General features: G+C 30.6%; 6 protein-coding genes and 1 pseudogene. 2 read left to right on the forward strand and 5 right to left on the reverse strand.

The window, feature by feature from the left end:
• Window positions 1–41: 41 nt before the first annotated feature.
• The 4 genes and pseudogenes from N4A44_04575 to N4A44_04590 all read right to left on the reverse strand — a co-directional run bounded on the left by N4A44_04575 (window position 42) and on the right by N4A44_04590 (window position 10,529).
• Window positions 42–3,026, reverse strand: coding sequence for an autotransporter outer membrane beta-barrel domain-containing protein (locus N4A44_04575; protein MCT4552917.1), 2,985 nt, complete (start codon window positions 3,024–3,026; stop codon window positions 42–44).
• Window positions 3,027–3,162: 136 nt separating this feature from the next.
• A complete protein-coding gene (locus N4A44_04580; protein MCT4552918.1) occupies window positions 3,163–6,069 on the reverse strand; it encodes an autotransporter outer membrane beta-barrel domain-containing protein in 2,907 nt (968 codons plus the stop codon).
• A 148-nt stretch (window positions 6,070–6,217) separates the two neighbouring features.
• Window positions 6,218–9,271 (reverse strand): autotransporter outer membrane beta-barrel domain-containing protein, encoded by a 3,054-nt coding sequence (locus N4A44_04585; protein ID MCT4552919.1) that lies wholly within the window; start codon window positions 9,269–9,271, stop codon window positions 6,218–6,220.
• Window positions 9,272–9,347: 76 nt separating this feature from the next.
• Window positions 9,348–10,529 (reverse strand): annotated as a pseudogene (locus N4A44_04590) (NADP-dependent malic enzyme).
• A gap of 231 nt (window positions 10,530–10,760) precedes the next feature.
• Here N4A44_04590 and uvsE point away from each other — a divergent pair.
• The gene (gene uvsE, locus N4A44_04595; protein MCT4552920.1) at window positions 10,761–11,690 is read left to right on the forward strand and encodes a UV DNA damage repair endonuclease UvsE; all 930 of its coding nucleotides are present in this window, start codon (window positions 10,761–10,763) and stop codon (window positions 11,688–11,690) included.
• Window positions 11,691–11,743: 53 nt separating this feature from the next.
• On the opposite strand, the gene N4A44_04600 is transcribed toward uvsE, so the two are convergent.
• A complete protein-coding gene (locus N4A44_04600) occupies window positions 11,744–12,256 on the reverse strand; it encodes a rhodanese-like domain-containing protein (protein MCT4552921.1) in 513 nt (170 codons plus the stop codon).
• A gap of 193 nt (window positions 12,257–12,449) precedes the next feature.
• On the opposite strand from N4A44_04600, the gene N4A44_04605 reads away from it, so the two are divergent.
• Complete coding sequence (locus N4A44_04605; GenBank protein MCT4552922.1) at window positions 12,450–13,904, forward strand: glycosyltransferase family 39 protein; 1,455 nt, start codon at window positions 12,450–12,452, stop codon at window positions 13,902–13,904.
• The last annotated feature ends 1 nt before the right edge of the window (window position 13,905 follow it).

A 13,905-nucleotide genomic window follows, 5' to 3' on the forward strand; every position in this document is an offset into this window, starting at 1 on the left:
ATCGGGAGCTCTTTTTTTTAAGATAATATTTCTTTTTTAATTTAGAACATATATTTACCTTTTAAGTATAAAGTATTTGAATCAAAGTTATCTCTACTTTCATTTTCATAATCGAAAGATACTTCATGACCTTTTTCATTTAAATAAGTTACACCAGCACCCATTCTTAAAATACTTCTACCCATATCTGGAGATGTATAGCTTGCTCCTGCTAAACCAGTTCCTCTAACCGTAGAATCTATAGCAAATGCATTATCACCCATTTCCCTAGCTAATTCAATTTTAGCAGTAGGCATTATAGTTCCATAATTATCAAGTTGGAATACATAACCAAAATCCATACCTAATGAAGCTTGGAAACTATCAAAACTAACACTTTCAACTGACAAATTGGCAGTACTTCCAGTTTCATCATAGGCATCTTGTTTTACATTGATATAAGAACCTTTAACAAATGGAGTTAATAACATTCTATCTTTATGAAGATAAACTTTGCCGACTGTCGCAGCAAGTGATATTTGAGTACTATCATAATCTGCCGAAGCTATATCAGAACCAGTGTTTCTCTTTTGATCATAAGATCCAATACCATAACCAACAATAGCATCTAAGAACATTCTATCATCCATTAAATAAGAACCATAAAGAGATAACTGTACTGAATCCATATCAGTCTCAAACGAGTTAAATTTACCTTCTGCATCACCCTTTGAATAAGTTAAAGATACACCAGCTAACAATTCATTAGATAGCTTTTGATCATAACCAACGGTAATACCAAAACTATCTGAATCATAACCTGTAGAACTCAAACCATTGCTACCAGATTTTACAGCACCATCATAAGAATCTTTCTTAGAAGTTAGCTGCATCCAAACTCCATGTTTTTTATCTTTATCAATACCAAAAATATTTCCAGCATCAGACATAACAATAGCATCTAAAGAAGCAAATTGAGAATTTTCACTTAAAATATCATCATATTTTCTAGCCATTTGTCTTCCTTGAACAACATCAAGCACAGCAGCAGAGGCTGAAGCTGCAGAACTAACTGAAGATTGAAAAACACCACTTGAAGCTAAATCAACTTGAGCACCTTGGCCAGGATTAATAGCACCTGACTCTGTATCAAAAGTTGGAATTTCCGAGAATGTATAAATCAATTGATCCCCAGATCCATCATTATAAATAGACAAAGTACCATCAGCATTATAATTATTTATATTCAATGTTAATTGTGTAAGATCATTTGAAATAGTATCTGCCTCAGCAACAACAAAAGTATCACCTATATTATAACTAGTTATAGCATCATAATCAGGATTAATATTCAAAGTAACATTTGTAAAATTAAGAGCTGTTGTTCCAGAAGTTTGCATCAAAGCTCCGCTCTTATTATCCACTGTAAGAGATAAATTCATTGTAGAATCTGTAATATTCAAAGTCTCTGCTGAATTAACATTAATATTTTCAATAGTTGCATTAACAATATCTAAAGTATCAACACCTTCACCCATATCAATTTGATGAACTGATGATTTTAATTCTCCATTACCTGAATAAGTAAATGCATTATCAGAACCATAATACTCTATGGCAGAACCTAAAGTAGATTTAATTGAACCATTATTAGTAAATAATCCTGTTATAAAAGATGTATCATCAACATAAACTGCTGTTTCAGCATTCATAGCACCAGAACTATAAGTGACATCACCTACAACACTTGAAGTTTCTTCAACTGCAAAAGCCTTAGAAACGATATTATCTGAAGCTGCAAGAGCTTTAATATTTCCAGATAATTGAACATTTCCACCAACACTAGACGTTTCTGTAATTTTAATAGCATCTGAATTAAGTTCTGCATCATCAGAGTTAGACTTAGAATATAAATCTGCATCAATAAAAAGACTTCCAGCCATATTTGTATTTTTCATAATATAACCAAAAGAATCTCCTCCTGCAACCGAATATATAGATCCATCAAAATTAAGATCCCCATTTATAGTTGACCCAGAAAAATAAAATGATCTCGAATTCTCACCTGAAATAACTTCCATATCAGAATTTACATTAACATTATCAACCGTTAAACCATTTAATATAAAACCTGCTCCAGCCCCTGTCGCTTTAATATCAAAATCTCCAGTAAAATTTAAATCTCCAGTAACTGCCAAAGTAGGATGTGTCATAAATCCATAAGCACTACCACCAACAGATTTTATATTAGAATTAAAAACTATATCTTCACCAATAGAACCTCTGTACATCCAAACTCCAGTAGCCAAACCTCCAGATCTAACTTCTATATTTCCATCATACATAAATGAACCTAAAACATTTGTATCTCTAAGCATAATAGTATTTGCCTGATTTGAAACATTTTCAGTATAATAATTCCCAGAAAGTTTTAAATCTCCTTCAATCCTAGTTCTATAAAAATAACTATTAACTATCCAATCTGTCCCCTTATAATCTAGATATGAATCTCCAACTAAAGTAACATCTCCTAAAATAGTAGCACTAGAAAGAACTCTATTAAAATGACTCGCAGTAGAATCTTTTTTAGCACGAGCATTCATTTCACCTTCATAATAAATATTTCCATCTATATTAGTATTAAGAAATCTTATAAATGTATTACTTGCTAATATCGTTCCATCAGCATCAAAATCTTTATAAATATTTATATCTACATTTTCTCCATCTGTATCATTATTAAATGTTCCTGATATAACTACTTCAGATAAAAAATCTCCAACACTAGAATCATCTTTTGAAAAAAGATTAATTGTATTAATATTTAATACTGCTTCATCTCCATCCAAATGTACTTCTTCTACAAGACGACCTTTTTTTGTCTTTATTAAATTACAAACTCCATCAACACACTCTGCACTCATAACAACTTCAGAATTACTATTTTGTAAATCTCCTGAAGTCCCTAAGATCCATTCAATATCAGCTCTAGCATGACTAGAAAAAGCAAGTGATAAAAACACTGTATAAGTAGATATTTTTCTCATAAAATCTCTCCAATTTTATTAAAATATAAAACTATGTTAACATAATTTTATAGTAAAAACAACTATTAAGATATATTAGAAAAATAAATAAGCTCTCAACAGAGAGCTTATCTACTAATTCAAAACCTTTTAAAAATTAGAACATATATTTACCTTTTAAGTATAAAGTATTTGAATCAAAATTATCTCTACTTTCATTTTCATAATCGAAAGATATTTCATGACCTTTTTCATTTAGATAAGTTACACCAGCTCCCATTCTCAAAATACTTCTACCCATATCTGGAGATGTATAATTAGCACCTGCCAAACCAGTACCTCTAACTGTTGAATCTATAGCAAATGCATTGTCCGCCATTTCTCTAGCCAACTCAATCTTAGCTGTAGGCATTATAGTTCCATAATTATCAAGTTGGAACACATAACCAAAATCCATACCTAATGAAGCTTGAAAACTATCAAAACTTACACTTTCAACTGACAAGTTGGCAGTACTTCCAGTTTCATCATAAGCATCTTGTTTCACATTAATATAAGAACCTTTAACAAATGGCGTTAATAACATTCTATCACCATGAACATAAACTTTACCAACTGTTGCGGCTAAAGATAACTGAGTACTATCATAGTCAGCTTTCGCAATATCAGAACCAGTATTTCTCTTTTGATCGTAAGATCCAATACCATATCCAACAATAGCATCTACAAAAGTTCTATCATCCATAAGATAAGAACCATAAAATGAAAGTTGTAATGAATCCATATCAGTCTCAAACGAATTGGAACTTCCTTCAGCTTCTCCTATCGAATAAGTTAAAGACACACCAGCCAACAACTCTTTAGATAATTTTTGATCATAACCAACCGTAATACCAAAACTATCTGAATCATACCCTGTAGAACTTAAACCATTATTACCAGATTTAACGGCTCCATCATAAGAATCTTTCTTAGAAGTTAACTGCATCCAAACTCCATTCTTTTTCTCTTCATCTATACCTAAAATATTTCCGGCATCAGACATAATTACTGCATCCAATGAAGCTAATTGAGAATTTTCACTTAAAATGTCATCATACTTTCTAGCCATTTGCCTTCCTTGAACAACATCAAGAACTGCCGCTGATACAGCCGCTGCTGAAGTAACTGAAGATTGGAAAACTCCACTTGAAGTTAAATCAACTTGAGCTCCTTGCCCTGGATTTATAGCACCAGAGTCATCATCAAAAACTGGAGCTTCTGCAAATGTATAAATCAACTGATCTCCAGAACCATCATTATAAATAGAAATTGTTCCATCAGCATCATAATTATTAATATTTAAAGTCAATTCTGAAAGATCACTTGAAATTGTATCTGCCTCAGCAATCACAAAATATTCGCCACCTTCATAAGAAGTTATAGTAGCATAATCAGCATTAATATTTAAAGTAGTATTAGTAAAGTTCAGCGATGTTGTTCCAGTAATTTGCATTAAAGAACTATCTTTAGTATCAGCATTTAATGTTAAATTCATAGTAGAATCTGTAATATTCAAAGTCTCTGCAGAGTTAACACTAATGTTATCAATCTTAGCATTAATAATATTTAAAGTATCATCACCATCTGCCATCTCAAATTGATAAGTAGAAGAAATCAATTCACCATCACCAGTATAAGTTAATTCATTATCAGAACCGTAATAATCAATTGCAGGTCCATCTAACCCTTCAATAATACCTGCATTATTTATTTTACCTGTCATGCTAGCTGTAGGAGCAACTGTAATTCCCTTATCTGCATAAATTTCACCTGTTACATTAATATCTCCATTTAGGGAAGCTGTATTTGCAACATAAACACCTGCAGAAGAAACTGTTTCAGACGGTTTAAAAGATTCGATAACAGAAGCTATATTTAAATCTCCATTTAACACTGAAGCCCCTCTTAAATATATAGCATTAGAATATCCAGAATCTCCTTCTGATATTAAATACATATCAGATCCTATATTAATATCTCCATTAATAGTCGCATCTCTTACCACAACACCAGATACATAAGGAGCATACAAATCCATAGTTCCATCAATATTTAAATCACCAGTCATAGTTGAATTTCTCATATGAAATCCAAAACCTCCTAGAACCCCTTTTCCAACTATATTTGTATCAAAGTTCATTCCTTGTGTATTTGCATCATCAAAATTTATTCCAACAAAACCACCTTTTTCAGAATAAAGATTCATATCACCTGTATAATTATAAGAACCATTAAAATTAATTTTTGTCCAATAATAAAGGCCATAAGAAAGGCTTTTATTTGATTGAATATCAAAATCAACATTAATATTATGATCGCCATTAACTGTTAAAGTATGTCCAAATATACCAAAAGCAGAATTTCCACTTGCTGGATTATGCCCAATAGTTTTAATATCACCTTCAATATTAATATTGTTATCAATAATACTATTATATAATAAAATACCAATATCTCTATCATCATAAGCTACTACTTCAAAGCTACCTTTTATAGATAAATCCTCCCCTATATTAGAATCTTCTAAATAAAAAGCATAAACTTCGTTTCTCTCATGATCCGTAACTATACTACCTTCATAACTTAAGCTTCCATCCAAAATAAAATCATTAAAAGTTAAAACACCTGTACCATCTGTATAATCTCCTGAATTATTAATATCTCCATAAATATTCATATCAAGATTGATACCATCTGTTACATTAGTATAAGAACCTGTAACATAAACAGGACTTTTTATTGCATCCGTATCAGATAAATATTTACCCTTATAACCATACAAATTAACTTCCGTAATATCTGTTACAGCTACATCACCTGTCAAGGTAAGTTTCTCATCGATAGCTTCATCAATAACTTTTGTTAAATCACAAACACCATCTGCACAATTTGCAGTAATAACTGTCTTACCTGTACTATCCTGTAATTCACCAGAAGTACCTAAAGTCCAATTTACATCTGCATAAACATTTCCTACTGAAATTAACGACAAAACAATCGTATACAACGATATTTTTTTCATAAAAACTCTCCAATTCCCTTGATAATATAAAATTAATATATCACAAAAACAAATTTAAAACAAGAATTTAAAACTCTAAAATACAAGCTGACATTTAAAAAGCCCCCTATCGGGAGCTCTTTTTTTAAGATAATATCTTCTTTTAAATTTAGAACATATATTTACCTTTTATATAAATACTATTTGAGTCAAAATTCTCTCTAATTTCTTTTTCAAAATCGAAAGACATTTGATGACCTTCTTTATTTATATAACTCATACCTAATCCAGTTCTTAAAATATTTCTACCCATATCTGGAGAGGTAAATGAAGTTCCCGCTAAACCTGTACTTAAAATAGTAGTATCAATCGGCAAAGCATTATCACCCATTTCATTAGCATATTCTAAATTAATATGAGGTATTAATTGTTCACCTTGTTCTGTTTCAAACAAATAAGAGAATTCAACACCTGCACCTAATTGGAATGACTCCATATTAACAGACTCTACATGCAAATTATTAGCACTTCCTTTTTCATCATAACTATCTTGATTAACAGTTATATAAGTACTCTTAACAAATGGCATCCAAAACATATTATCCCCATCTTGATAAATAGTTCCATAATTCAATTGTAAAGATAATTGATCAGAATCATAATCTGCACTAGCAATATCTGTACCAGTATTTCTCTTTTGATCATAAGAACCAAAACCATAAGATAAAATACCATCTAAGAAACTATCATCTTCCATCTTATAAGTTCCATATAAAGCTAATTGAACCGATGTCATATCTGTAACAAAAGAATTATTGTTTCCATCAACATCGCCAGATGCATAACTTAATGCAAAACCAGCTAAAATATCTTCATCTATCTTAGTATCATAACCAACAGTAACACCAGTTGAAGATGAATCATATCCAGCTGAAGTAATATTATTTTTAGCAGCATTCAAAGCTCCATCATAATTATCACTTTGAGACATAATTTGTAACCAAACACCACTATCTTTTTCATCATCAAAATCAATCATTGATGCTACGTCAGAAGTAACATGAAATGCCATAGCAAATTGATTTTCTTCATAGAACTCTTTCTTCTTCTGAGCAACTTGTCTGTCTTGAACAATTCCCATAGTAACTGAAGAATTAGACACTGCCGAACTTAAAGAGGAAGCAGCACCACTAACAGCCGTAGCAACGTCAACTTGAACAGCTTGAACAGGACTTATAGCTTCAGTAGATTCAAAGAAAGGAGTTTCATCAAAAGTGAAAACAAGTTCGTTTCCAACTAATTGTAAAGTCCCATCAATATTATAATTTTCAATATCAAATGTTAAAGAAGATAAATCAGAACCCGATGCATCTGCTGTTGAAATAACAAGATTATCACCTTTTTCAAAAGAAGTAATCGCACTATACTCAGCAGTAGTGTCCATATTTGTATCTCTCATAGTCAAAGTAGTAGTACCATCTAAGTTCATAAGAGAAGTATCTTTATTATCCATTGTTAAATATAAATCCAAATCAGACGCAGATATATTAACCGTTTCAGCAGATAATGTTGATGGCATATCAGCATGAACATTAGTCATATTTAAAACATCATCACCTTCCCCCATATCTATATCATAAGTAGCACTACTTAATTTACCATTACCGGAATAATCAAAAACATTATCTGAACCATAATATTCTATAGCCGAAGATTTAGATGCTGTAACAATTCCATTATTATTAAATTTACCTGTTAAATAAGCTGTATCATCAAATACAATACCTTTTTCAGCACTAATTTCCCCTGTTAAATTTATATCGCCATCTATAAAAGATCCACTTTGTACAAACATACCTCTAGTTAAAGTGTCTGAAGCATCTTCAATTATAATATCTCCACTTATATTTAAGTCATCCAAAACCTTAGCATTAGAATAAAGATAAATACCATATATATAACCTGTCGGTTCTGTTTTTACAGAATTTAATTTAATATTACCTGAAAGATTAATCCCTTTATCAAAAGTAAAAGATTCCGCAATAACACCAAAGCTATAATCACCTCTAGCAGTTATATCAGCATCACCTAAAATATTCACATCTCCAGTAGCAGAACCTCTTCTAAAATAATATGCATAAGCATTAACACCATTACCATTAAAATCACCTGCCAATGTAAAATTCGTAAAATTAGAATTATAAATATATAAACCCATAACAGCACTATTTCTAGCTTCATAATTAACTGTACCATCGAAATAAAAATCTCCATTAAAAGTACTAGTTTGTAACATCAAAGGATAAGCATATTTATTTTCAGAAAAGATATCCATATTCATATGTAGATTTACATCTCCATTAAATGTAGTATTTGCCGGATAAAATCCAGCGCCTGTTAATTCTGACTTCATTTTCACATCAGCTACTACATTAACATCTCCATCGATAACACTATTATTGTTTAAATGAATTCCATTTGCATTATTTGCAGTAGAAGTCAAATCCATATTTGACTTAATATCTATATCTCCAGCTAAATCAAGAGTTGAAAAGAAAATTCCTGTAGCGTGCATAGAAGCTTCAGCAACTATATCAGATTTAACATTAACATTCCCATTCACAGTAGAATCTTCAAGTAAAAAACCTGCAGCTCTATTATTACTAGATGCTATATCAAAATTTCCATAACTATTTACATCCCCTTCAACAGTAGATTGATAAATAGCAAAACCATAATGTTTATTACCAGTAGCATTATATCCAACATCACCATACATAGAAACATTTCCATCTACTATAGCATTTTCAAAAGAAACTCCTTGTCTTTCCCCTCCAGTAAAATCTCCATCAAAAAATAAATCAGCATAAATATTTATATCAACATTCTCACCGACAGTATCATTCGTAAATTCACCAGTTAGAAACAAAGTTTTTTTAAGATCTGTGGTTTCAACTAAATTCTTTCCATCAACACCGTTAATATTAATTACTTTAACATCTTTAACAACTGCATCTCCATTTAATGTCAATTGCTCCGTAATCAAAGTATCACCAACTTTATTTAAATTACATACTCCATCAGTGCATTCCATATTAGCAACTACCGTGGCTTCACTGTTCTGCAAATCACCTGTAGTTCCCAACGTCCAAGAAACTTCCGCATTAGAATTTCCAGTAAATGCCATAGATAATAAAATAGTATAGAATGATACTTTTCTCATAAAACCTCTCCGAATGTATTGATAATTTCAAAAGATAATATCATAAATCAGAGACTAAAACAAGAATTTAAAGTTGCGAAACCCCACTTTTTATAGCCGCGTCAGAAACTGCCACCGCTATTCTTGGCAACAACCTATCATCAAAAGGTTTCGGCAAAATATAATTTCTACCAAATTCCATACCTTCCCAACTATAAAGTTCTTTAATCTTTTCAGACACTTCCTCTCTTGCCAACTCAGCCAAAGCATATACCGCAGCCTTCTTCATAGGCAAATTAATTTCACTCGCTCTCACATCAAGAGCCCCTCTAAATATATAAGGGATACACAAAACATTATTTATCTGATTATTATAATCTGACCTACCAGTAGCAATAATTACATCATCTCTAGTCTCTAAAGCAATTTCCGGAAGAATCTCAGGATCAGGATTTGCACAAGCAAACACAATAGGATCTTTTGCCATAGTTTTCAACATACTAGGTTTTAAAACTCCACCTCTAGAAAGTCCTAAAAACACATCAGCATTTTTAACAGCATCTTCCAAGGTTCTATCATCTGTTTTAACTACATATTTTTTCTTATACTTATTCATCCCCTCTTCTCTTCCAGAATAAATAACCCCTTTAGAATCTACAACTTTAATATTTTTCTTTTTAACTCCCAACTCTACCATCAAATCAATACATGCCAAAGCTGCTGCACCTGCTCCAGAAACCACAATTTTTACTTTACCAATATCCTTTTCAACTAATTTCAAAGAATTAATTAAAGCAGCAGAAGTAACTATAGCCGTCCCATGTTGGTCATCATGAAAAACAGGAATATTCATTTCCTTTTGCAATTTCTTTTCTATTTCAAAACATTCAGGAGATTTTATATCTTCCAAATTTATACCAGAAAAAGTAGGCTCCATAACTTTCACAGCATTCACAAATTCTTTAACATTATTTGTATCCAACTCTAAATCAACAGCATCAACATTTCCAAACTTCTTAAAAAGAATAGCCTTACCTTCCATAACAGGTTTAGATGCCAAAGCACCAATATTTCCTAAACCTAAAACAGCTGTACCATTACTTATTACAGCAACAAGATTTCCCTTACCAGTATATTCATAAGCATTCTTAGGATCTTTCTTAATTTCTAAACAAGGAGCTGCAACTCCTGGAGAATAAGCTAAAGACAAATCATTAGTAACCTCAAGAGACTTAGTCAAACAAATCTCCAACTTACCTGGCTTACCAGCTCTGTGCATCTTTAAAGAATCTTTGTATATTTTGCTACTATTCATATTGCCTCCAAACTTTTCTTAACAAGAAAATTATAAGCCTATAAAAATAACAATCAATTCAATCAATATTTCAATTCCCCGTATAAAAAGTGAACTCAATTTTACTAACAAACAACCTTTTTATATAGACACATTAAAAATAAACTTTTATAAAATATATATACCCTAATTCAATAATAAAAATAAGGTATTAATATGGAATACGGATTATGTTGTTTATTTTATAAAGAACCAATAAAATTCAAAAGCTACACCTACGCTAACATTAAAAAAATAGAAAAAGAAAATGGAATTAAATCAGCTAGAAAAAAAGTTACAGAAATATGGAAACATAATATTAAAACATTACAACAGGCAATCAACTATTGTAAAAATAACGACATAAAAAGTTATAGAGTAAGCAGTGATCTATTCCCTCAATTTGATAAAGTCATAAAAGATGGAATAATAGAAAAAAGCTTTTTAAAAACTATAACAAAAGAATTATCCAAAATTAATAGTTACGATATTATTTTATCAATGCACCCAGGACAACATGTTAACATCGGGAGTCCTAATAAAGATGTTGTTAAAAATAGCATACAAGATTTAAAATATCATTTCTTCGTAGCAAAGCCACTTAACTGCAAAGAAATCAACATCCATATTGGAGGAAGTTATGGAGATAAAAAAGCTTCATTAAAAAGATTTATATCTAACATAAAAAAGTACCTAACAAAAAAAGAATTAAATTTGATAACAATTGAAAATGACGAACTAAATTATAGCATAAAAGATACTTATGAAACTGCTAAAAAATTAGGTATCAGATGTATATACGATATACATCACCAAAGATGTTTTGAACTAAAATATCCAAAAGATGGTAATGAAAAAGAATACTTTAAATGGGCAAAAGAAACTTGGAAAAATTATGACTATCAAAGAATTCATATTTCAACACCAAGAGATGGATACACTACCCAATCAAAATCCAGACCGCACCACGATTTCATAAATAAAAATGAGTTTCCTGATTGGATATTAAAAATAAAAAATCTACACGTAGACATAGAAGCTAAGGCAAAAGAAATCGCAATCAAAAAATTACAAAAAGATAATTTAAAAAAAACAGAATTTAAGTAATAAAAAAAGAAGTATCTTTTTTAAAACACTTCCCTTTAAATTTATTTAATTAATTATCTTTTATTCCAAGGCATAACTTTCAACAAACTTGCCATTCCACACCAACCGGTAAGTCCAGCAAAGAATAATCCAAATCCAACAAACACAGATAATCCAATCCAAGCAGCATCATTATAAATAGACATAACCACACCTAAAACAACTAAAGAACCAGCTATCATTTGAACTTGCCTCATAACTGGAAGTCCTGCAGAAACTCTCTTTTCAATTTCTCCACCAGCTTCAACCCAAGAATTAAAACCTTCTTCTAACTCAAAAATTTCTTTACCAAATTTCTTCTCAATTTTTTCCATAGCCTGAGCAGAACGTCCACCACCTTGGCAATGAAAAACTACTTTTTTATCTGATAATTTTTCCAACACTTTATCTTCAAAAGAATCCAACGGAATATTTATAGCGCCAGGAATAGCACCAACAAAAAATTCAGATGCATCTCTAACATCAATTATCACTACACCTTTTTTATTATAGATTTTTTTCAACTCAACGGCAGTTATCATCTTCATAACAATTCCCCCTTTTTATAATTTTAACACAATATAATTTATCAAAATACAGTAACAAGTCAACCACAAGTCCATTCAAAATAAATTACAAAATTAAAATTCTAAACTTTTAAAGTTTATAAAATAATTATCTATTATTTCCTTGAATTAAATCTTTACATAATATATTTTATAAAAAAATAGAGGATTTAAAATGTTAGAAAAAATTAAAAATGACAAGTATCTAAAAAATGCTGTTATACTACTATCAGCATTAACAATAATAAGACTTATAATCTCAGCATTTGTAGGATTAGACGGTGGACCGGCTTACTACGCAATGTGGTCGACAAGGCTAGAATTATCATATTTCGACCATCCTCTAATGAGTTCAACCTTAGTTAGATTATCCACTGAAATCTTCGGCTGGAATAGCTTCGCAATTAAATTCCCTGGAATTATGTGTTACCTAATAACATCTATATTCCTGTATAAAACAGTTAAAGAATTAAATGGATCATCTAAAGGTGCTTTCTATGCAACTGCAATCTTTAACTTCATTCCATGGATTGCAAGTTCATTTGGAATAAAAGCGCTTACTCCAGATATACCATTCCTAATGTTCTATCTAATGTCATTCTACTATTTTGTTAAACTACACAAAACATTAAATCCTAAATATTTCTACATAATAGGTGTTATAGCTGCACTTGGTATTATGTCAAAATACAAAATGGTATTCGTATACCCAGCCTTATTATTAGCAATGATATTTGAGAAAAAATTACACCCTCTATGGAAAAGAAAAGAATTATATATCAGTGCATTCATTGGTCTGTTAGGAACTATTCCTATTTTAATTTACAACTTCAACCATGATTTTGCTTCATTCCAATATCACCTAGTACAAAGACAAGGTCACATAACTTTCGTACCAATGGACTTTATAGAATTTCTTGGAAACCAAATAGCTATTATGGGAATATTCGTTCCAATAATGTTATTCGCATACTTTTTCAAACAAAGAAAAACTGAAACTGGAAAATTAATATTTTATTTCATAGCTCCAGCAGTATTCATATTCTCATTCACAAATATATTCTTTGGTAAATCAATGCAAAACTGGTGGGCATCAGTTTACCTAATATTACTATGTCTTTACGGTACTAAAGAACAATTCGGAAAATTCGATAAGTTTGTATTAAGATTTACAGTGTTTGTAACAATAGTAGGTACTACTTTCTACCTACATCCATTTGGAGTAAAACTAAAACAATCTTCAAACTTCTTAGATCACCACTTATTCGATAACGCTGCAGAAGACTTATCAGATATAATAAAATCATATGAAGAACAAAACAAACCTGTATATATTGGAACTCCAAGATACAGAACAACTGCTATGTTGAACGTTTATATGCCAGAACAAAAAATCTACTCTATGGATTATAGAAAAGGTGATCAATTCCAACTATGGTATCCATCACAAGAACTAATTGGTAAAAACGTAATTTACTTCAGAGGAGGATCTCAATTAAAACAAACTCCTGAGAAAATATTTAAATATGATAACGTAAAATTAATAAAGAAAACTACTCATGTTTATAACTCAAAATTCCAAAGAGATTTCTACTTTTACGAAATAGAAAACTACCAAGGTCTAAAATAAA

The sequence above is a fragment of the Alphaproteobacteria bacterium genome (assembly GCA_025210155.1).
Lineage (GTDB): Bacteria > Pseudomonadota > Alphaproteobacteria > Rs-D84 > CASDRH01 > JAOASE01.

Coding starts and splice junctions, on each gene's coding strand:
- N4A44_04575 (MCT4552917.1), bottom strand. CDS start 3,026: ATGAGAAAAATATCTACTTATACAGTGTTTTTATCACTTGCTTTTTCT.
- N4A44_04580 (MCT4552918.1), bottom strand. CDS start 6,069: ATGAAAAAAATATCGTTGTATACGATTGTTTTGTCGTTAATTTCAGTA.
- N4A44_04585 (MCT4552919.1), bottom strand. CDS start 9,271: ATGAGAAAAGTATCATTCTATACTATTTTATTATCTATGGCATTTACT.
- uvsE (MCT4552920.1), top strand. CDS start 10,761: ATGGAATACGGATTATGTTGTTTATTTTATAAAGAACCAATAAAATTC.
- N4A44_04600 (MCT4552921.1), bottom strand. CDS start 12,256: ATGAAGATGATAACTGCCGTTGAGTTGAAAAAAATCTATAATAAAAAA.
- N4A44_04605 (MCT4552922.1), top strand. CDS start 12,450: ATGTTAGAAAAAATTAAAAATGACAAGTATCTAAAAAATGCTGTTATA.